At 72.7% G+C, this 20,456-nt stretch carries 21 protein-coding genes; 8 read left to right on the top strand and 13 right to left on the bottom strand.

Going from position 1 to position 20,456, the window contains the following annotated elements; all coding sequences use genetic code 11:
• Positions 1–29 precede the first annotated feature (29 nt).
• From sdhA to AC1DUE_RS11765, 4 genes are all read left to right on the top strand, one after another.
• Positions 30–1,880 carry a succinate dehydrogenase flavoprotein subunit gene (sdhA, locus tag AC1DUE_RS11780; RefSeq protein ID WP_477039609.1) on the top strand — a complete coding sequence of 617 codons (1,851 nt, stop codon included), beginning with the start codon at positions 30–32 and terminating at the stop codon, positions 1,878–1,880.
• Entirely contained in the window at positions 1,880–2,638 is a 759-nt protein-coding gene (locus AC1DUE_RS11775) for a succinate dehydrogenase iron-sulfur subunit (protein ID WP_477039608.1), read from the top strand. The genes sdhA and AC1DUE_RS11775 overlap by 1 nt, the downstream gene beginning before the upstream one ends.
• A 174-nt stretch (positions 2,639–2,812) precedes the next feature.
• Positions 2,813–2,989, top strand: coding sequence for a hypothetical protein (locus AC1DUE_RS11770; protein WP_477039607.1), 177 nt, complete (start codon positions 2,813–2,815; stop codon positions 2,987–2,989).
• Positions 2,979–3,734: a phosphotransferase gene (locus tag AC1DUE_RS11765; protein WP_477039606.1), complete on the top strand. Its 756-nt coding sequence runs from the start codon at positions 2,979–2,981 to the stop codon at positions 3,732–3,734. Before AC1DUE_RS11770 ends, AC1DUE_RS11765 begins: the two co-directional genes overlap by 11 nt.
• A gap of 11 nt (positions 3,735–3,745) precedes the next feature.
• Here the strand turns inward: AC1DUE_RS11765 and AC1DUE_RS11760 are convergent, their stop codons facing one another.
• Genes AC1DUE_RS11760 through sigE form a run of 7 tightly spaced genes read right to left on the bottom strand, consistent with a single transcriptional unit; the run spans position 3,746 to position 9,924 of the window.
• A complete protein-coding gene (locus AC1DUE_RS11760; RefSeq protein ID WP_477039605.1) occupies positions 3,746–4,738 on the bottom strand; it encodes a YihY/virulence factor BrkB family protein in 993 nt (330 codons plus the stop codon).
• 10 nt (positions 4,739–4,748) lie between these two features.
• Positions 4,749–5,321: a 2'-5' RNA ligase family protein gene (locus AC1DUE_RS11755; protein WP_477039604.1), complete on the bottom strand. Its 573-nt coding sequence runs from the start codon at positions 5,319–5,321 to the stop codon at positions 4,749–4,751.
• On the bottom strand, positions 5,318–6,352 hold the full coding sequence (trpS, locus tag AC1DUE_RS11750; protein ID WP_477039603.1) for a tryptophan--tRNA ligase: 1,035 nt from the start codon (positions 6,350–6,352) through the stop codon (positions 5,318–5,320). The genes AC1DUE_RS11755 and trpS overlap by 4 nt, the downstream gene beginning before the upstream one ends.
• A 44-nt stretch (positions 6,353–6,396) precedes the next feature.
• Positions 6,397–6,801, bottom strand: coding sequence for a twin-arginine translocase TatA/TatE family subunit (locus tag AC1DUE_RS11745; protein ID WP_477039602.1), 405 nt, complete (start codon positions 6,799–6,801; stop codon positions 6,397–6,399).
• 32 nt (positions 6,802–6,833) lie between these two features.
• Positions 6,834–8,351 carry a S1C family serine protease gene (locus AC1DUE_RS11740; RefSeq protein ID WP_477039601.1) on the bottom strand — a complete coding sequence of 506 codons (1,518 nt, stop codon included), beginning with the start codon at positions 8,349–8,351 and terminating at the stop codon, positions 6,834–6,836.
• Positions 8,348–9,313, bottom strand: coding sequence for an anti-sigma factor family protein (locus AC1DUE_RS11735; RefSeq protein ID WP_477039600.1), 966 nt, complete (start codon positions 9,311–9,313; stop codon positions 8,348–8,350). The genes AC1DUE_RS11740 and AC1DUE_RS11735 overlap by 4 nt, the downstream gene beginning before the upstream one ends.
• Positions 9,310–9,924, bottom strand: coding sequence for an RNA polymerase sigma factor SigE (gene sigE / locus AC1DUE_RS11730; protein ID WP_477039599.1), 615 nt, complete (start codon positions 9,922–9,924; stop codon positions 9,310–9,312). The genes AC1DUE_RS11735 and sigE overlap by 4 nt, the downstream gene beginning before the upstream one ends.
• A 165-nt stretch (positions 9,925–10,089) precedes the next feature.
• Between sigE and AC1DUE_RS11725 the strand changes: the two genes are divergently transcribed.
• Both AC1DUE_RS11725 and AC1DUE_RS11720 read left to right on the top strand, forming a co-directional pair.
• The gene (locus AC1DUE_RS11725; protein ID WP_477039653.1) at positions 10,090–10,722 is read left to right on the top strand and encodes an O-methyltransferase; all 633 of its coding nucleotides are present in this window, start codon (positions 10,090–10,092) and stop codon (positions 10,720–10,722) included.
• A complete protein-coding gene (locus tag AC1DUE_RS11720; RefSeq protein WP_477039598.1) occupies positions 10,719–12,347 on the top strand; it encodes an MFS transporter in 1,629 nt (542 codons plus the stop codon). The genes AC1DUE_RS11725 and AC1DUE_RS11720 overlap by 4 nt, the downstream gene beginning before the upstream one ends.
• A gap of 15 nt (positions 12,348–12,362) precedes the next feature.
• Here the strand turns inward: AC1DUE_RS11720 and AC1DUE_RS11715 are convergent, their stop codons facing one another.
• From AC1DUE_RS11715 to dapE, 6 genes are all read right to left on the bottom strand, one after another.
• Positions 12,363–13,958: a leucyl aminopeptidase family protein gene (locus AC1DUE_RS11715; RefSeq protein ID WP_477039597.1), complete on the bottom strand. Its 1,596-nt coding sequence runs from the start codon at positions 13,956–13,958 to the stop codon at positions 12,363–12,365.
• Positions 13,959–13,960: 2 nt separating this feature from the next.
• Positions 13,961–14,128 carry a DUF3117 domain-containing protein gene (locus AC1DUE_RS11710; protein ID WP_013772033.1) on the bottom strand — a complete coding sequence of 56 codons (168 nt, stop codon included), beginning with the start codon at positions 14,126–14,128 and terminating at the stop codon, positions 13,961–13,963.
• A 189-nt stretch (positions 14,129–14,317) separates the two neighbouring features.
• Positions 14,318–15,565: a hypothetical protein gene (locus tag AC1DUE_RS11705; RefSeq protein ID WP_477039596.1), complete on the bottom strand. Its 1,248-nt coding sequence runs from the start codon at positions 15,563–15,565 to the stop codon at positions 14,318–14,320.
• Complete coding sequence (gene folP / locus AC1DUE_RS11700; protein WP_477039595.1) at positions 15,562–16,473, bottom strand: dihydropteroate synthase; 912 nt, start codon at positions 16,471–16,473, stop codon at positions 15,562–15,564. Before folP ends, AC1DUE_RS11705 begins: the two co-directional genes overlap by 4 nt.
• A complete protein-coding gene (locus AC1DUE_RS11695; protein ID WP_477039594.1) occupies positions 16,470–17,285 on the bottom strand; it encodes an LOG family protein in 816 nt (271 codons plus the stop codon). The genes folP and AC1DUE_RS11695 overlap by 4 nt, the downstream gene beginning before the upstream one ends.
• Before the next feature lie 65 nt (positions 17,286–17,350).
• Positions 17,351–18,451, bottom strand: a complete 1,101-nt coding sequence (gene dapE, locus AC1DUE_RS11690) for a succinyl-diaminopimelate desuccinylase (protein WP_477039593.1) — start codon at positions 18,449–18,451, stop codon at positions 17,351–17,353.
• Between the two features lie 41 nt (positions 18,452–18,492).
• Here dapE and dapD point away from each other — a divergent pair, with 41 nt between their 5' ends.
• A complete protein-coding gene (gene dapD, locus AC1DUE_RS11685) occupies positions 18,493–19,449 on the top strand; it encodes a 2,3,4,5-tetrahydropyridine-2,6-dicarboxylate N-succinyltransferase (protein ID WP_477039592.1) in 957 nt (318 codons plus the stop codon).
• Positions 19,446–20,339, top strand: coding sequence for a hypothetical protein (locus AC1DUE_RS11680; protein ID WP_477039591.1), 894 nt, complete (start codon positions 19,446–19,448; stop codon positions 20,337–20,339). The genes dapD and AC1DUE_RS11680 overlap by 4 nt, the downstream gene beginning before the upstream one ends.
• Positions 20,340–20,456 lie beyond the last annotated feature (117 nt).

Below are 20,456 nucleotides of genomic sequence, written 5' to 3'. Positions count from 1 at the left end.
CCACAGAGACAAGGAAGGCATCGACCCCGATGCAGACCCACCAGTACGACGTCGTGATCGTCGGCGCGGGCGGCGCAGGGATGCGTGCCGCGCTCGAGTCCTCGACGCGCGTACGCACGGCCGTCATCTCCAAGCTCTACCCGACGCGCTCCCACACGGGTGCGGCGCAGGGGGGCATGTGCGCCGCCCTGGCCAACGTCGAGGAGGACAACTGGGAGTGGCACACGTTCGACACCGTCAAGGGCGGTGACTACCTGGTCGACCAGGACGCCGCCGAGGTCATGGCCAAGGAGGCCATCGACGCGGTGCTCGACCTGGAGAAGATGGGCCTGCCGTTCAACCGCACGCCCGAGGGCAAGATCGACCAGCGGCGCTTCGGCGGGCACACGCGCAACCACGGCGAGGCGGCCGTGCGCCGGTCCTGCTACGCCGCGGACCGCACGGGTCACATGATCCTGCAGACGCTCTACCAGCAGTGCGTGAAGAACGAGGTCGAGTTCTTCAACGAGTTCTACGTGCTGGACCTGCTGGTGGACCGCGACCTCGCGGCCGGTCACGTGCCGGACGGCGACGAGGTCAACGTCTCGGGCGTCGTGGCCTACGAGCTGGCGACCGGTGAGATCCACGTCTTCCAGGCCAAGTCCGTGGTCCTGGCCACGGGTGGCGCCGGCAAGATCTACAAGACGACGTCGAACGCCCACACCCTGACCGGTGACGGCATGGCGCTGGCGTACCGCCGCGGCATCCCGCTGGAGGACATGGAGTTCTTCCAGTTCCACCCGACCGGCCTGGCGGGCCTGGGCATCCTGCTCTCCGAGGCGGCCCGCGGCGAGGGCGGCATCCTGCGCAACTCCGAGGGCGAGCGCTTCATGGAGCGCTACGCCCCCACCATCAAGGACCTGGCCCCGCGCGACATCGTCGCCCGGTCCATGGCCAACGAGGTGCGCGAGGGCCGCGGCGCCGGCCCCAACAAGGACTATGTGCTGCTCGACCTGACGCACCTCGAGCCCGCGCACATCGACGCCAAGCTCCCGGACATCACCGAGTTCGCGCGCACCTACCTCGGCATCGAGCCCTACACCGAGCCCGTGCCCGTGTACCCGACCGCGCACTACGCCATGGGTGGCATCCCCACCAACATCGAGGCCGAGGTGCTGCGCAACCAGACCGACGTCATCCGTGGGCTCTACGCCGCGGGCGAGGTCGCGTGCGTCAGCGTGCACGGCTCCAACCGGCTGGGCACCAACTCGCTGCTGGACATCAACGTGTTCGGCAAGCGCGCCGGGATCTCGGCGGCGGCCTACGCGGTCCAGGCGTCCTGGGTCGAGCTGCCCGAGGGGGCCGCGGACTCCGTGGTCGCCGGCCTGGAGGAGATCCGGACGCGGGCCGACGGCGAGCGCGTCGCGGACCTGCGCAAGGCGCTGCAGGAGTCGATGGACCTCAACGCCCAGGTGTTCCGGACCAAGGAGTCGCTGGAGCAGGCGCTCGAGGACGTGAAGAGCCTGCAGAAGCGGTTCCGGCACGTGAGCGTCCAGGACAAGTCCAAGATGTTCAACACCGACCTGCTCGAGGCCGTCGAGCTCGGGTTCCTGCTGGACATCGCCGAGACGGTCGTCGTCGGCGCCCTGAACCGCGACGAGTCGCGCGGCGGGCACTTCCGCGAGGACTTCCCGGACCGCGACGACAAGAACTATATGAAGCACACGATGGCGTACCGGCGCCCGCTGCCGGTCAAGGGCCACCGCCTGTGGGGCACGGACGGCGACGGCGACCACAAGGGCGCCTTCCACCACACCACCGTGTTCGAGGACTACCAGCTCGTGCTGGGCTCCAAGCCCGTCACGGTGACCCGCTACCAGCCGATGGAGCGCAAGTACTGATGACCGCAACCCTCGACGCCCCCTCCGCGGCACCGGTGATCCCGTCGTTCGACGTGACCCTCAAGGTCCGGCGCTACCTGCCCGGCGACGACGGCACGGGCGAGCCGTACTGGGACGAGTTCACCGTGCGCGCGCACGGCACCGACCGCGTCCTGGACGCCCTGCACAAGGTGAAGTGGGAGGAGGACGGCTCGCTGACGTTCCGTCGCTCCTGCGCCCACGGCGTGTGCGGCTCCGACGCCATGCGCATCAACGGCCGCAACCGCCTGGCCTGCAAGACGCTGCTCAAGGACCTCGACATCAAGAAGCCGATCACCATCGAGCCCATCAAGGGCCTGCCGGTGATCAAGGACCTCGTCGTCGACATGGAGCCGTTCTTCGCGTCCTACCGCGAGATCATGCCGTTCCTGATCACCACGGGGAACGAGCCGACCAAGGAGCGACTCCAGTCCGCCGAGCAGCGCGCGCGCTTCGACGACACCACCAAGTGCATCCTGTGCGCCGCCTGCACCTCGTCGTGCCCGGTGTTCTGGACCGACGGGCAGTACTTCGGCCCCGCCGCGATCGTCAACGCGCACCGGTTCATCTTCGACAGCCGCGACGAGGGTGGCACCCAGCGCCTCGAGATCCTCAACGACAAGGAGGGCGTGTGGCGGTGCCGCACGACCTTCAACTGCACCGAGGCGTGCCCGCGAGGCATCGAGGTCACCAAGGCGATCCAAGAAGTGAAGCGCGCGATGATCACGCGCGCCTTCTGAGCCGACCACCGCGGTGGCCGCGAGCGGCACAGTGAAGCGCGCGATGATCACGCGCGCCTTCTGAGCCGACCACCGCCGTGGCCGCGAGCGGCACAGCGAAGCGCGCGATGATCACGCGCGCCTTCTGAGCGCATCGGGATCGACGATCGATCGAGTCCGTGCTCGACTGTCGTCGTGAACACGGACTGGCACGACGAGCACGTGCTCGGGCGGGGGGCTCCGCTGGACGCGCGCGTCGCCTGGCACGTCGAGCACGCGACGGCGTGCGGATGTCGCGCGATCCCCGCCTCGGTCGTCGCCGAGCTCGAGCGTCGCGGAGAGCCGGTCCCGGAACGCCGTCGTGACGCCTGACGACGAGGTCGAGCTGCCCGGCGGGAACGTCGGTGGCGCCGTCCGCGTCGGCGACACCGTGCGGCGGCCGACCGGACCCTGGACGCCCGCGGTGCACGAGCTGCTCGACTTCCTGGCTGCGGCGGGCGTCGAGAAGATCCCCCGCGTCCTGGGCACCGACGAGCGCGGCCGGGAGATCCTCACGTTCCTGCCCGGGCACGTGCTCGACATCCACACCGAGCCGGCGTCGGCGGCCCAGACCCGGTCGGCGATGCGCTGGCTGCGGACGTTCCACGCCGCCGTGGCGGGCTTCCCGCGCGAGAGCCGCCGGTGGCGCTTCGTCGAGCGAGCCCTCGAGCCCGGCGAGATCGTCTGCCACCACGACACGGCGATCTACAACCTGGCGTTCGACGGTGACGAGCTGGCCGGCGTCTTCGACTGGGACGTGGCCGGCCCGGGCGTCCCGCTGGACGACGTCGCGATGTACGCGTGGAACTCGGCACTGCTGCACCCGGCAGCGGACGCGGTGGAGATGGTCGACGGGCTGGCGACGATCGCGGACGGGTACGGCGACCTCGACCCGCACACCCTGCTGGACCACGTGCCCGTGCGGATCACCTCCGCGACCGACCGCATCGCCGCAGGCCAGCGTGCGGGCGACCCGGGGATGCTGCGGCTCGGGTCGATCGGCGAGCCCGCCGCGACCCTGGCCCGGCTCGCGACCCTGACGGCTCGGCTGCCCGAGCTGCACGCCGCCCTCGGCTGAGGCAGGGGTGGCTACAGGCGCGCGGCGGCTGCCTCCGCCGCCAGCTTCTTCTTGTCCACGTACGGCGGGTCCGCTGTCCACGCGGCGACCAGCAGGATGATCCGCGCGAGGAGGTTGATCCAGACGAGCAGCGTGACCAGCACGATCACCGAGGCGAACAGCGGGTTCTTGTTCACGCTGCCCCCGACGACCGCCGTGCCCAGCTGCCGGACGACCCCGAGCCCGATGCCGGCGAACGCCGCCCCCCACAGCAGGTCCCGGCGCGGCGGGTGCTGGGCGGCCAGCACGGTGACGATCAGGACGAACACCGAGGCGTCGACGACGAATGCGACCAGGATCCCGAGCACGGTGAGCACCGTCGTCGTGTAGCCGCTCCAGCCGAGCGCCGCGAGCAGCCACTGCGTCGCGCTGGTGACGGCGATGGTGAGGATCGCGGAGAGCAGGAACGCGATCGCCATCCCGGCGAACCCGCCGAGCTCACGCGCCTTGCCGAGCATCCCGTTGCCGAGCAGGTCGTCGTCCGCGAACATCGCGCGCACGGCCCGCCGCAGCGCGGAGACGGCCGCCATCGCGCTGAGCAGAAGGACGACGACCGCGATCACGCTGGCGAGCGTCAGCTGTGTGTTCAGCACGAGGTCCTCGGGCTTGACCAGCCCGCCGTCGCCCGTGTCGATCAGGCCGGGCAGAGCCGAGTCGATGGCGTCGAGCATCTGCGCACGCAGCTTCTCGTTGTCGCCCAGGACGGCCATGAAGATCGTGTAGCCGATGGTCAGCGCGGCGAAGACGGAGAACAGGGTCGCGTAGGCGATCCCGCCCGTCAGGACGCCGCCGCTGCGCGCGCCGAACCGGGCGTTGGCCCGCATCGGACGCGTGTGCTTGACCCAGTCCCAGAACGCCTTGCCGCGTGCCGCCAACCCCGGCTGCTCCGGCGGGCTCTCGACCGCCAGCGCGTGCGCCTGCGCGGTCCCTGCCCCCGCGGGCGGGCGCGCGTCGTCGGTGGTCATGCCCTGCACCCTAGGTCGGGCAGCCGACCCCGGCATCTGCGGCGGCTCCCGTCAGCGAGAAGTCGCGGACCGGTCGCCAGACGCCGTCGTCGCCGTGCGCGTAGCTGTGGAAGCTGTCGACGACGAACGTGGCGTCGAACCCCGCCAGGTCGGCGGACGCGGCGTCGAGCTGCTCGTCCGCGACCTCGTGCGCGACGGTGACGTGCGGGTGGTAGTCGAACCGCACCTCCTGGTCGAGCACGTGCGAGCGCACGCTGCGCTCGAGTGCGGCGCACCCCGGCGCACCCTCGGCCAGCTGGACGAACACGACCGGGGAGACCGGACGGAAGGTCGCGGTGCCGCGCAGGTGCACGACGAACGGCACCTGCGACGCGGCGACCCGGGCCAGGTGCTCGTCGACCGCCTCGATCTCGTCGTGCTCCACGACGGTCGGGCCCAGCAGCGTGATGTGCGGCGGGATGAACTCCGCCCACGGGTCGCCGAACCGCGCGCGCGCCGACTGCAGCACGGTGCCGTAGGGCTCGGGCACCGTGATGGCCACACCGATCCGGAGCTGGTCGCCGGATCGCTCCGGCAGCTTCACGCGCGGACCCGCGAGCGCCGCCGCAGGAGCCCGCTGCGCTCGTAGAGCCGCTCGAGCGTCACGGAGGCCAGGTCGCTGGCGCGGTCGGCGCCGTCGGCCAGCACGTCGTCCAGCGACGAGGGGTCCGACAGGTACCCGTTCACGCGCGCCTGGAACGGACCCAGGAAGTCGACGACCACCTCGGCCAGGTCCACCTTCAGGTGCCCGTAGCCCTTGCCCGCGTAGTCCGCCTCGAGCGACGGGATCGACCGGTCGGTGAGGGCCGAGAAGATCGTCAGCAGGTTGGAGATGCCGGGCTTGTTCTCCGGGTCGAAGCGGATCTCGTTGCCGGCGTCCGTCACCGCCCCCTTGATGCGCTTGGTCACGACCTTGGGGTCGTCGAGGAGTTCGATCAGGCCGTTCGGGCTCTCGGCGGACTTGCTCATCTTCGCCGTCGGGTCCTGCAGGTCGTAGATCTTGGCGGTGGCCTTCACGATGTGCGGCTCGGGCACGACGACGGTGTCCGGGCCGAACCTGCTGTTGAGGCGGTTGGCCAGGTCACGCGTGAGCTCGAGGTGCTGGCGCTGGTCCTCGCCCACGGGCACGAGCGTCGTGTCGTAGAGCAGGATGTCCGCGGCCATGAGCACCGGGTAGGTGAACAGGCCGACCGTCGTGCCCTCGGTCCCGTGCTTGCCGGACTTGTCCTTGAACTGCGTCATCCGGTTGGCCTCGCCGAACGCCGTGTGGCACGACAGCAACCAGGCCAGCTCGGCGTGCTCGGGCACGTGCGACTGGACGAACAGGATCGAGCGCGCGGGGTCGACGCCGGCCGCGAGGTACTGCGCGGCGGTGCGACGGGTGCGGTCGCGCAGGACCGCGGGGTCAGGACTGACCGTGAGCGCGTGCAGGTCCACCACGCAGTAGAGCGCGTCGTGCTCCTCCTGCAGCGCCACCCACTGGGTCAGTGCCCCGAGGTAGTTCCCCAGCTGGAGGGAGTCGGACGTGGGCTGCATCCCCGAGAAGATGCGCGACGACTGCGGCGCCAAGTGCATCCGCCCATTCTGACAGGTCGACGGGGGTGGGGTGAGCGGGTCGCTCAGGTGGCCTCGTCGTCGAACGGCGCGACCTGGTTGGCGACGACCGGGACGGCCGCGGCAGTGGCCGCACCGCCGCGCACGGCGTTCGAGGCGGGGCTGCTGGCGGGGACGGCACCGGGCCGGGTCACCGAGCGCACCGGTGGCGGCGCGGGGTCGTCGAGGAGCGCCTCCCGCACGATCCGGCGCGGGTCGTACCGACGAGGGTCGAGCGCGGCCCAGTCGACGTCCTTGCCCTCCTCGCCGAGCTCCTCGTCGACGCGGAGCTTGGCGTCGCGCAGGAAGATCCGGCCACGGCGGACCCACTGGCCCAGCTGCTCGGCGTACCCGGGCAGACGCTCCGGCCCGATGACGAGCGCGGCCACGACGAAGAGGATGAGGAGCTCACCGCCGTTGATCCCGAACACAACGCCAGACTACCTTTCCGGTCCCCGGGGACTCAGGGCGCTTCGGACTCGTCGAGCTTGACGCGGACGTCCCGCTCGGCGGACCCGGTGCGGACGCGCAGCAGGACGGTGTCCCCCGGCGTCAGCGCGCGGATGGCGACGATCAGCTCGTCGGGCTGCGTGACCGGACGGCCGTCGATCGCCAGGATGATGTCGCCCGGGTGGATGCCCGCGCGGTCGGCCGGGCCGTCGGCGCTGACGGGCGGCTGCCCGTTCTGGTCCTGACCCGAGACCTGCACGCCCTCGCCGGCGTAGCCCTGGTCGAGGAGCACGCCGATGATCGGGAACGTCGCGTGGCCGGTCTCGATGAGCTGGTCGGCCGTGCGACGCACCTGGTTGGACGGGATCGCGAAGCCGAGGCCGATGCTGCCGCCCACGGTCGCGGTGGAGCCCGGCGGCTGCGCGATCGCCGAGTTGATGCCGATGACCTCGCCCGCCGCGTTGACCAGCGGACCGCCCGAGTTGCCGGGGTTGATCGCGGCGTCGGTCTGGATCGCGTTGATGAACGCCGTGCTGCTCTCGTCACCGGCGGTGACCGGGCGGTTGAGCGCGCTGACGATCCCGGTGGTGACGGTGCCGGCCAGGCCGAGCGGCGCACCGATGGCGACCACGGGGTCGCCCACGACGACCTCTCCCGAGTCGCCGAGCAGCAGCGGGGTCAGGCCGTCGACGTCGACCTTGAGGACCGCGAGGTCGTAGTCCGAGGTGCTGCCGACGATCGTCGCGGGCTTCTCGCTGCCGTCGACGAAGGTCACGGTGATGGTCGTCGAGGCGGCGTCGTCGGCCTGCGCGATGACGTGGTGGTTGGTCACCAGGTAGCCGTCCTGGCGGAGCACGAAGCCCGAGCCGGTGGCACTGCCCTGGGCGCCGTCGACCTGGATGGACACGACGCTCGGCAGGACGCCGCTGGCGATGCCCGCGACCGAGTCCGGTGCCCGCTCGATCGTGGCGGTGCCGGTCCCCACCGGAGGCAGGCCCGCGTCCTCGAGGTGGTCGGTGGCGGAGATCCGGCCGCCGATCACCCCGCCGGCGAGCCCGGCGACCAGCGCCAGCACGGCGATCGGGACGACCCACGCGACGGACAGCGTGCGGCGCTTCTTGGTGACCGTCCGGACGGCCGGGTGCGGGGGCTCGCCGGGGGTCGGCGCCGGGTTGGGGTAGGTCTGCGCGTCCCATGGGGCCGAGTCCGGCGCGGGCGGGCGGTGACCGGCCCACGGGTCGGCGGATGGCGCTGCGGGCGCCGTGCGCCACGGGTCCGCGGCCGGTGCCGGTCCCCACGGGGACTGGGTAGGCGTCGGGTAGCGCGTCCCGGTCTGGGCGGCCGGGGGCGCGTACGGGCTCTGTGCGGGCGGCGGCGGGTACGGGCTCGCGACGGGGGCGGGCTGCTGCGGCGTGGTCGGCAGGGGGCGCTGGCCGGACGGGGACGCGAACGGGTTGCTGTCCGGGGCGGCCGTGCGCGCGGGGACCTCGGGCGAGGAACCCGGGACCGACGGGTCGTCGGGGGTGCTCATGGTCGTTCGAGGGCTCCTGTCACGGTGTCCCAGCCGCGCGTGATCTGCGCGGGCACGCCGTCGTCGTAGGCGCCGCCGGGAAAGGCTCCCACAAGCTCCTCCGCCGAGCCGTTCGACTCCGAGGCGACCACCTGGACCACCGTCGAGTCGGCCTGCCACACGACGTGCCAGGGCTCGTACGAGAGCACGTAGACCTCGCGGCCGCCGACCCGGCTCGTGGGCGCACCGGCGAGGGCGTCCGTGTCGAGGCGCCCCTGCTGCTCGGTCACCACGAGAGAGCCCTCGGGACCGACCACGTCGACCTCGAGGACGGTCGAGTCGTCGCCGGACCAGCGCACGGCGCTGACGGCCCAGCCGTCGGGCAGCTGCGCGGGGAACGACCACTGGTGCGCCTGCAGCCAGGCCACGGAGTCGCTGCCGGTGGCCGCGACCTCCGACCCGGTGTCGAACGCCGCGGGCGCGCGCTCGGTGACCGCGCCGCCGAGGAGACCGAGGTCGGCGCCCGGATGGTTGCTCGGCACGACGGCCGGCTGCTCACCGAGCACGAAGAGCATGGCCGCGACCGCGCCGAGGCCGGCCATCGACCCGGCCGCGATCCGCACGCTCGACCGCTTCTGACGCAGGTCCCCGCGGACGCTCGAGCGTCCCAGCCAGCCGCCCGGCGACGTGACGCCGTAGGACGCGAGCTCCGAGCGCGAGCCCGGCGTGGGCGGCGCGAACGGGTCGTTGGAGGGCTGCTCGGTGGGGACGCTGCCCGCGAGCGACAGGAGCCGTGCGGTGAGGTCGGGGGCCGGGCACGGTTCGTCGACGGAGGTCAGGGCCCGGCGCGCGGACCTGGCCGCGCCCAGCTCGGCAGCGCACTGCGAGCACACCGCGACGTGCGCCAGCGCGCGCTCGGTGGCGGCCACGCTGAGCTGGCCGTCGACGAGGGCGCTGATGCGCGAGCCGAGGTGCGCCGTCATCCGCGGACCGCCTCCGCCGCCGTGTCGTCGTCGGAGAACACGCTCAGGGCCTCGGGCGCGCGGTGCTCCAGGGAGACGCGCAGGCGGGCACGCGCGCGGTGGATCCGCGACCGCACCGTGCCGAGCTTGATGCCGAGCGTGACCGCGATCTCCTCGTAGGACAGGCCCTCGATGTCGCACAGGACGACGGCGGCGCGGTACTCCGGCGCCAGCTCGTCGAGGGCACGCTGCACGTCGAGGTCGAGGTTGCCGTGCTCGAACGCGCGCTCAGGGGCGCCCAGCTGGTCGCCGGACGCGTACCGCTCGGAGTCCTCGCCCATCGCGTCCATGCGGATGCGCTGCTTGCGGCGGGCCTGGTCGAGGAAGAGGTTGGTGGTGATGCGGTGCAGCCAGCCCTCGAACGTGCCGGGCTGGTAGGAGTGCAGCGAGCGGAACACGCGGACGAACGTCTCCTGCGTGAGGTCCTCGGCGTCGAACTTGTTGCCCGTGAGCCGGTACGCGAGCCGGTAGACCCGCGCCGAGTGGTCGCGGACGATGTCCTCCCACGACGGTGCCTGCCAGGTGGCGGGCTCGGTGCTCATCAGGTGCTCAGTCTCCTCGCGGTCAGTCATGTCAGGGGCAAGTCTCCCAGGCAAACCTGTGGAGCTCGAACTGAGGGAACGCTCCGGAGGGGCGAAAGGTTTCCGCCGGTAGCGGATCGCTATGCCTCCCACAGCCGCTCCGGTCGCGCCACTACGCTGGCCAGGACCGTTGTACAGCTCGACGAGGAGGCAGCCATCTCCACCGACAAGGCCCAGAGCTGGGTCTACTGCGAGGAGTTCGTGCCGGAGGACGACGTCCTGCTGCGTGCCCGTGAGCGTGCCGGCCAGCTGGGCTGCACGCCCGTGCTGCCGGGCTCCGGTGCCGCGCTGACCGTCCTGGCCGCTGCGGTCTCCGCCCGCGCCGTCGTCGAGATCGGCACGGGCGCCGGCGTCGGCTCCCTGTACCTGCTGCGCGGCATGCCCGCGGACGGTGTGCTCACCACCATCGACCTCGAGCTCGAGCACCAGCGTGCCGCCAAGGAGGCGTTCGCGGAGGAGGGCGTCAAGCCCACCCGGACGCGCACGATCCCCGGTCGCGCGATCGACGTGCTCCCGCGCCTGACCGACGGCGCCTACGACCTCGTCTTCGTGGACGCCGACAAGGAGTCCTACCCGCAGTACGTCGAGCAGGCCGTCCGGATGCTGCGGCCAGGCGGCGTGCTGGCCGTCGACAACGCGCTCTGGCACGACCGGGTGGCCGACCCCGCGCGGCGCGACGAGACGACGACGGTCATCCGCGAGGTCGGCCGGGTCGTGCGCTCCGACGACCGGCTCGTCAGCGCGCTCCTGCCGTCGGGCGACGGGCTGCTGGTCGCGGTCAAGCGATGAGCGCCACGACCACCGCGAAGGCGTCCACCGCCGGAGCGGTGATCCTCACGCTCGGCGCCGGTCAGTTCCTCATGACCCTGGACAGCTCGGTCATGAACGTCGCGATCGCGACCGTGGCCGAGGACGTCGGGACGACGATCGAGGGCATCCAGACCGCGATCACGCTCTACACGCTGGTCATGGCGATGCTCATGATCCCCGGCGGCAAGGTCGGCACGCTGATCGGCCGCAAGCGCGCGTTCGCGATCGGCTGCCTGATCTACGGCGCGGGATCGCTGACCACGGCGCTGGCGCCCAACCTGCCGGTCCTGCTGCTCGGCTGGTCGCTGCTCGAGGGCATCGGCGCGGCGCTGATCCTGCCCGCGATCGTCGCCCTGGTCGCCAGCAACGTGCCCGTCGCCGGCCGCCCGCGGGCCTACGGGCTGGTCATGGCCGCCGGTGCCGTCGCCGTCGCGCTCGGCCCGCTGATCGGCGGCTTCGCGACGACGTACTTCTCCTGGCGCTGGGTGTTCGCCGGCGAGGTCGTCGTGGTGCTCGCGATCCTGCTGCGGACGCGCAAGATCTCTGACCCGGAGACGGAGCGCGGACCGCGGCTCGACATCATCGGCGCGATCCTGTCGGCCACCGGGCTCGGGCTGGCCGTGTTCGGTGTGCTCCGCTCGAGCTCCTGGGGCTGGGTCATGCCGAAGCCGGGCGGACCGGACATCCTCGGGCTGTCGCCCACGATCGTGCTGGTGATGGCCGGGATCTTCGTGATCTGGCTGTTCGCCTCGTGGGAGAGGCGCATGGTGAGCCGCGGCCGCGAACCCCTGGTCCGCCTCGAGATGTTCGGCAACCGGCAGTTCACCGGCGGCCTGCTCATGTTCTTCTTCCAGTTCCTGGTCCAGGCCGGGCTGTTCTTCACCATCCCGCTGTACCTGTCGGTGGCTCTCGGCCTGTCGGCGATCGACACCGGCCTGCGGATCATGCCGTTGTCGATCACCCTGCTGCTCGCGGCGGCCGGCATCCCGCGGTTCTTCCCGAACGCCTCGCCCCGCCGCGTGGTCCGGCTGGGCCTGCTGTCGATGTGCCTGGGCATCGTCTCGCTGTTCACCGCGATGGAGTCGTCGGCGGGACCGGAGATCGTCACGGTGCCGCTGCTGCTCGCGGGCCTCGGCATCGGGGCCCTCGCGTCCCAGCTCGGCAGCGTCACGGTCTCGGCCGTGCCGGCCGACGAGAGCGACGAGGTGGGCGGCCTGCAGAACACCGCGACCAACCTGGGTGCCTCCCTCGGGACCGCCCTGGCGGGGTCGATCCTCATCGCGATGCTCACCTCGTCGTTCCTGACGGGGATCGCCAGCAACGACGACGTCCCGGCGGAGGTGTCCAGCACGGCGAGCGTCGAGCTCGCGGCGGGCATCCCGTTCCTGTCCGACGTCGCCCTGGAGCAGGCGCTCGAGGACGCGGGCGTGAGCGACCAGGCCGCCGCCGCGGCGGTCGAGGAGAACGCTCAGGCGCGGCTCGACGGCCTGCGCAGCGCGCTCGCCGTGCTTGCCCTGATCGCCCTCGTCGGCCTGTTCTTCACCGGACGGATCCCGGCTGAGCAGCCGGGTACGGAGAAGAAGGCGGTCGTCGCGGCCGCCTGATGCCTGATCAGCCGGTCAGCGCAGGTTGTCGAGGTAGCGCAGCAGCAGCCGCGCACCGAAGCCCGTCGCCCCGTCGCTGACCTCGTGCTTGTCCGAGGTCGAGCGGGCCGGTCCGGCGATGTCGAGGTGGGCCCACGTGCGCGTCCCGACGAAGTGCCGCAGGAAGAGCGCGGCCGTGATGGACCCGCCGCCGATCTTCTTGTCCAGCGGCACGTGGCGCAGGTCGGCGACGTCCGAGCGGACGGCCTCCTCGTACTCGTCGACGAGCGGCATGTGCCACGCCCGCTCCCCGGACGCCTCGCCCGCCGCGACGAGCTCCTCGACGAGGTCCGGGGCCGACGAGTACAGGGCGGCGTGCTGCTTGCCCAGGCCGATCGTCGCGGCGCCCGTGAGGGTGGCGACGTCGATGAGCACGTCGGGGTCGAGCGTCGCGTCCGCCCACGCCAGGGCGTCCGCGAGGACGAGTCGTCCCTCGGCGTCGGTGTTCGCGATCTCGACCGTGGTGCCGCCGAACATCGTCAGCACGTCGCCGGGGCGGTACGAGGACGCCCCCACATGGTTCTCGGCCAGCGGCAGGACCGCCGTGACGCGGTGCGCGACCCCGTCCGCGGCGGCACCGAGCACGGTGGCCAGCGCGACCGCGGCACCCGTCATGTCCGTCTTCATCGGCACCATGGCGTCGCTCGGCTTGATGGACAGGCCGCCGGTGTCGTACGTGATGCCCTTGCCGACGACCACCACGTGCTTGCCGGACCCCGGCGTGAACGTCGCGGGCGTGTAGCCGACGGTGACCAGCCGCGGCGGTGACGCGGAGCCGGAACCGACCGCCATGATGCCGCCGAACTCCCCGAGCTCGCGCGGACCGCGGATCACCACGTCCAGCCCGGCCGCGGTGCCGAGCCGGCGGGCCTGCTCGGCCATCCACTCGGGGTTCTTCATGTTGGACGGGGTCGTCGCCAGGTCCCGCGCGAGCCAGGTGGCCGTCGCGGCCGTCCGCGCGGCGCCGACGGCGGCAGCCGCACGGGTGCCGTCGCGTCCCAGGAGCACGAGCTCGCCGGGCTCCTTCGACTCGTCCTGGGCGGTGAACCGCAGCGGCGCGTACGCGGCGAGCAGGTAGCCCTCCGCGACCGCGCGCGCGGCGGAGGCCGCCTGCGACGCGGTCTGCTGCGCCTCGGCGCCGACCGTGGTCACCACTCGGCCCAGCCCGCGGGTGGCGCGGGCGAGCGCGGCACCGGCGCGGCGCAGGTCGTCGGGACGACCTGCCCCCACGCCGACGAGCACAAGCCTGGGCGGCAGATCCGCCCACGGCAGCACGACGGACGAGCCGACCGGGCGCGGCAGCTGCAGGACGTAGACGTCCCCGGGGTTGCCCGCGAGACGGGCGCGCTCGCCGATCTCGGCGAGGTCGATCCCGTAGCGGGCGGCCGCGGCTGCGGTCCCCTCACCCGGAACCAGCGCGTCGTCGCCGGCGCGTGCGGGAGAGACGGGGATCGCGACCGCATCGGTCGACCCGTCGGTGAGCAGCGTCGACGTGCCGACCGTCCCCCCGGCCAGCGTGACCGCCGGAGGTGTCCGGCCGATCCGCGCCGCCGAGGCGCCTGCCCGTGCCATCGTCAGCTGACGACGGACGTCAGGGCCTCACCCAGCTCCGCGGCCTCGGTCGCGTTGAGCTCGACCACGAGCCGTCCCCCGCCCTCGAGCGGCACGCGCATGACGATGCCGCGGCCTTCCTTCGTGACCTCGAGCGGGCCGTCACCGGTCCTCGGCTTCATCGCGGCCATGCGGGGCGTCTCCTTCGCTCGTGCGTCCGGGCTGCTGCGAGGCCAGGCTGCGGGCGCGCTCGCGCGCACCTCACGTCTGGCCTCAGCTGCCGGTTGTCCGGGATCCATCCTAGTTCACAGGACGGCCCTCACCTTGACCGATGCTTCCAGGGGTCCCCGATCGGACGCATGTCCAGCTTTCGACGACGATCACGGCGGCCAGTCGGGACCCGCGTTGGCATGCCACATCTGCCGGACCCACAGCACCTGCAGCGCGAACATGAGCAGCACGACGCCCCCGAACCACCAGCGCCGGGCCGCCGTCGGCCGCGTGACGACCCCCGCGGTCACCGCGCCGAGCGGGAACGCCAGGAGCAGGAACCGGGCGAGGCTGCTGCCGGGCTCCACCACCGCGGCGATGTAGACGACGTACGTCGCCGACCAGGCGTGCAGCTCGTTCCCCAGCCGCCACGCCGCCGGGACCACCAGGGTCGCGACGACGAGCGAGAAGCCCGCGCCCATCACGGGGATCGCCCAGCGGTCGAACCAGAAGGTCGGCACGTAGGTCCAGCCGTAGAACGGGGTCACGCTGGCCGCCCCTCGCCACGCCTCCTGCGTCTGCAGGTACCCGTCCGACACCCCGGTGACCCAGCCGCAGACGGCCGGCCAGATCAGTCCCGAGGCGAAGCACCACGCCGCGAGCGCCGTGAGCCCGGCCCCCGTGCGCCACGTGAACGTCTCGCGGGACCTCCGCCAGCGCACGAGTCCGTGCACGACGACGACCGCCGCCATGGGCAGCGCCACGGCTCGCGTGAAGCCCAGGGCGAGCACCGCGACGGCCATCCAGGCGTACTGCCGGCGGATCAGCAGGAGCAGCGCGGCCGCGACGAGGGTCAGCGCGAGCGCCTCGGTGTAGGCGGTCTGCAGCACGGCGGCCGTCGGGAAGGCGCTCACCAGCGCGACGGTCGCCAGCGGGAGCCCGGGGCGAGCCTCGACCGCCCGGGGGGCGCCCTCGGCGATCGCGCGGTGGATCAGCAGCATCGCCACGGCGCCGAGCGTCAGCGCCAGCGTGGGTGCGACCACCTCCCACGGCAGCCGCGTGATCTCCATGAACCCGCGGGCCATCAGCGGGAAGAGCGGGAAGAACGCCCACGCGTTCTGCTGCACGTTGCCGGAGGCGTCCACCGGCAACGTGCTCGGGTAGCCCTGCTCGGCGATCTGCCGGTACCAGCTGCCGTCGAACAGGAACCCCACGTACGGGAAGTAGCCGGGATGAGGGCCGGTCCACGCGTTCTCGCCCTGCCCGGAGGCGACCCACAGGAAGACGACGGTCGTAGCCAGCCGCGCCGCGGCGTAGACGGCGAGGACCTGGAGCCACCACGGCCGCGTCCGGGACCACGCCCACAGACGCGCTGCGGCTGACGGCTCCGTCGGCTCGACCACGGCGACGTCGCTCACACCAGTCCTCTCACCGTCCTGGCCGGGGCTCGGTCCCCGCGGATGGTGGCGACCATATCGAGTGTGCGGCGCGTGGCGCGCACGTCGTGCGCCCGGAACACCCGGGCCCCGAGCCACGCGGCGACCGCGGTCGCGGCGAGCGTGCCCTCGAGCCGGTCCTCGGCGGGCAGGTCCAGGCTCTCGCCGACGAAGTCCTTGCGGGACAGGGCCATCAGCACCGGGTGGCCGAGCGCGACGAGCGCCTCGGTACGCCGGACCAGATGGAGGCTGTGCCAGGTGTTCTTGCCGAAGTCGTGCGTCGGGTCCACGAGGATGCTGGCTGGGTCGATGCCCAGGTCCACCGCTCGTCGGGCGGCCGCCGACACCGTGCGCACGACATCGTCGAGCACGCCGTCCAGCGGGTCGCCGCCCGGGGTGGCCGGGTACTCGACGCGGAACGGGTCGGTCCGCGGCCGCGCGCCGCCGGTGTGCGAGCAGACGATGCCGAGCCCTCGCTCGGCGGCGACCTCGACGAGCGACGGGTCGTGACCCGCCCAGGTGTCGTTGATCAGGTCGGCGCCCGCATCGGCCGCGGCCCGGGCGACCTCGGCCCGCCACGTGTCGACGCTGACCAGCAGGTCCGGATGGCGTCGGCGGACCCGCTCGACCAGCGGGATCACACGGGCGATCTCCTCGTCGGCCTCGACCCTGGGGCCTCGCCCGGCACGGACCCCGCCGAGGTCGACGATGTCCGCGCCCTCGTCGGCCGCCCGCGCGACGGCCGCGTCCGCGGAGGCGTCGTCGTACCGGGCCGGGGCGTAGAACGAGTCGGGCGTGCGGTTCACCACCGCCATCACGACCGGCCGGTCCGGTCCGATCTCGCGGCCGCGCAGACGCAGCGGGGCACCCGCCGGGGGGACCCCGCTCACGGGCTCTCCGGCGAGTGCTGCGCGAGCGCCGTCTCGGCGGCCGCCCGCTCCTCCTCCGCGCGCAGCTCGGCGCCCCGCGCCAGCACGGCGTCGACGGCCTCCTCTGCGGTGTCGACGAGCTTGATGAGCTCGACGTCCGCCGAGCCGACCATGCCGCGCTCCTGCACCGAGCTGGCCACCCAGTCCAGGAGGCCCTGCCAGTACGCGCTGCCGACCAGGACGATCGGGAAGCTGATCACCTTGTGGGTCTGGACCAGCGTCAAGGCCTCGAAGAGCTCGTCGAACGTCCCGAAACCCCCGGGCAGCACGACGAAGCCCTCGGAGTACTTCATGAACATCGTCTTGCGGGCGAAGAAGTACCGGAAGTTCACGCCGAGGTCCACGAACGGGTTCATGCCCTGCTCGAACGGCAGCTCGATGCCGAGCCCGACCGACAGGCCGCCGGCCCCCTTGGCGCCGCGGTTGGCGGCCTCCATGATGCCCGGGCCGCCGCCGGTGATGACCGCGTACCCCGCCTCGACCAGGCGGCGGCCGACCTCGACGCCGATCGCGTAGTCCGGGTGGTCCGCGGGCACCCGCGCCGAGCCGAACACGCTGACCGCGGGGCCGACCTCCGCCAGCGCCCCGAACCCCTCGACGAACTCGCTCTGGATGCGCATGACGCGCCACGGGTCGCCGTGCAGCCAGTCCGCGCCGTCGCCGCCGCTGAGCAGCCGCTGGTCGGAGGTGGTCTTGGGGATCTGCTGGCCGCGAAGGAGGACCGGGCCTCTGCGGTAGCCGAGTCCGGGTGCGGGCTGACCGTCGTCGCTCATGCCCCGACTCTAGGTGCGACCGCGGCGACCGGTGACGAGGTCATCCAGACGTCACCTGCCCGTCGTCAGGAGGTCAGCCAGTGCCGCAGCGCGTCGTGGACCAAGGTGATCTGGCCGACGACGACGTGCTCGTCGCGCTTGTGCGCCAGGAGCGGGTCACCCGGGCCGAAGTTCACGGCCGGCACGCCGAGCTCGGCGAACCGTGCGACGTCCGTCCACCCGTACTTCGGGCCGGCCTGGCCGCCGGTCACCGACAGGACCGCCGCCGCGAACTGCTGGACGGCCGGGGCGTCCAGGCCCGGGCGCGCTCCGGCGGCGGCATCCGTGAGCACCACGTCGTAGCCGTCGAACAGCTCGCGGACGTGTGCCTCGGCCTGCGCGACCGACGCCGACGGGGCGAACCGATAGTTCACCGTCACGACGCAGGAGTCGGGGATCATGTTCGCGGCCGTCCCGCCGTCGACGAGGACGGCGTTGAGGCTCTCTCGGTAGACCAGCCCGTCGACCTCGACGGAGGCGGGCTCGTACGCCTCGAGCCGACGCAGCACCTCGCCGGCGCCGTGGATGGCGTTGCGGCCCATCCAGGCCCGGGCCGAGTGGGCCGCGACGCCCTCCAGGCGCACGTCGACTCGCAGGGTGCCGTTGCAGCCGCCTTCGAGCCCGCCGTTCGTCGGCTCGCACAGCACCGCGAAGTCGCCCTGCACCCAGTCCGGGTGGTTGCGGACCAGCCGCCCGAGGCCGTTGAGGTCGGACGCGACCTCCTCATGGTCGTAGAACACCCACGTCACGTCGTGCGACGGCTGCGCGAGCGACGCCGCCAGCGCGAGCTGCACGCCGACCCCGCCCTTCATGTCCACGGTCCCGCGCCCCCACAGCTCCGCCAGCGCACCCTCGCCGACGAGCCTCGTCGGCAGGTTGTCCGCGATCGGGACGGTGTCCAGGTGGCCGGCGATCACCGCCCGCGTCGGGCGGCCCAGGCTCGTGCGCCCCACGACGGCGTCGCCGTCCCGGAGGACCTCGAGGTGTGCGTAGGCACGAAGCGCCGTCTCCACCGCGTCCGCGATCGAGCGCTCGTCGCCGCTCACCGACGGGATGTCGCACAGCGCCCGGGTGAGCGCGACCGGGTCGGCCGAAAGGTCGAGGATGACGGAGGTCTCGGATGCCACGACGCGACCCTAGTCCTCGCCGTTGACCTAGGGTTGTCGCCATGACTGCTCGGACGACCGGACGTATGGCATGGGGATACGGCCTGGCCACGTTGACCGACGACGGCACCACCCTGGACGTCTGGTACCCCTCCCCGGCCCTCGGTTCACCCTCCTCGGACTCCGAGCCGCCCGCCGACCTGACCGCCGCCGAGGGTAAGGACGACGCCCGCGGGGTCCGCATCCAGGTGGTCCGCACGGTCATCGACCTGGACACGCCGCCCGCCGACACCGCCGACGCCTACCTGCGCCTGCACCTGCTCTCGCACCGGCTCGTCCCCCCGCACGGGCAGAGCCTCGACGGCCTGTTCGGGGTGCTGCCGAACGTCGTGTGGACCGACCGCGGCCCCTGTGCGGTCGAGGGATTCGAGGCGACGCGCGCGCGCCTGCGGGCCACGAGCGGCGTGCCCGTCACCGTGCTGAGCGTCGACAAGTTCCCGCGGATGGTCGACTACGTCGTCCCGGCCGGGGTGCGCGTCGCCGACGCCGACCGGGTGCGCCTGGGAGCCCACCTGGCGGCCGGCACCACGGTCATGCACGAAGGGTTCGTGAACTTCAACGCCGGCACGCTCGGCACGTCGATGGTCGAGGGCCGCATCTCCGCCGGCGTCGTGGTCGGCGACGGCTCCGACATCGGCGGCGGCGCCTCGATCATGGGCACCCTGTCGGGCGGCGGCCGCGAGGTCGTCTCGATCGGCAGCCGCACCCTGCTCGGCGCGAACGCGGGTGTCGGCATCCCGCTCGGCGACGACTGCGTGGTCGAAGCCGGCCTCTACGTCACGGCCGGCACCAAGGTCACCGTCCTGGGCGCCGGGGAGCCGACCGTGGTCAAGGCTCGCGAGCTCGCAGGTCGCGACAACATCCTGTTCCGCCGGAACTCGCTGACCGGCGGGGTCGAGGCGGTCGCGCGTGCGGGTTCGGGTGTCGAGCTGAACGCGTCCCTGCACGCCAACGAGTGAGCGCCCGACGGCGACGGCGGGCCGCCCGCCGAGGGGGCTGCGCGGTCCTCGTCGCGCTCGCCGTCCTGGCGCTCGGCGTCGCGGGCGTCGTGTGGTTCCTCTCGCGCACGCACCCGCCGGCGCCCGTCGCCGAACGGTGCGTCGCGACCGTCGACGGCACGGGCTGGGCGCTCTCGACCACCCAGGCCGACAACGCCGCCCTGATCGCCGCCACCGGTCTGCGCCGCGAGCTCCCCGCCCGGGCGGTGACCATCGCCCTGGCCACCGCGATGCAGGAGTCCAAGCTGGTCAACCTCGACTACGGCGACCGCGACTCGCTCGGCCTGTTCCAGCAGCGACCCTCGCAGGGCTGGGGCACGCCCGAGCAGATCCAGGACCCCGTCTACTCGACCGGGATCTTCTACGACCGCCTGGTCCAGGTCCCCGGCTATCGCGACCTGCCGATCACCGAAGCCGCCCAGGCCGTCCAGCGGTCGGCGTTCCCCGAGGCCTACGCCCAGCACGAGGGCTCCTCCCGCGCCTGGGCCTCCGCCCTCACCGGCTACTCCCCCGCCGCCGTCGCCTGCACCCTGCGCGACGCGGAGCCGACCACCCCTGACGCCGTCGTCGCGCGCATCCAGCGCGACCTCGGTGACGTCCCCGTGCAGGTCACCCCCACTGACGGCGGCGCGACCCTCACGTTCCCGACCTCGGCGGTGACCTCGATCGACGAGGCGGGCCAGCGCGACTGGGCGCTCGCGCAGTGGGCCGCCGCCGTCGCCGACCCGCTGCAGCTCACGTCGGTGAGCGTCGCCGACCAGACCTGGGACCGCACCACCGGCGCCTGGACCCCGTCGACGACCCCGGTCCCCGCCGGCACGGTCAGCCTGACGATCACGACCCAGCCGTAGGTCGCCGGTGGGACGGCGCCCCGCCGGCCGTAGGTCGGCTGCGCGCCCGCGCCCGACCCCGGTGCGGGGTCGACGGTGGGACCGCGTCGTCGGCCGTAGGTCGGCTGCGGGCCCACG

Source organism: Cellulomonas sp. P4_A2, from assembly GCF_056402515.1.
Note: the sequence above shows the minus strand (reverse complement) of the source record. Positions and strands in the feature narration are given on the sequence as shown.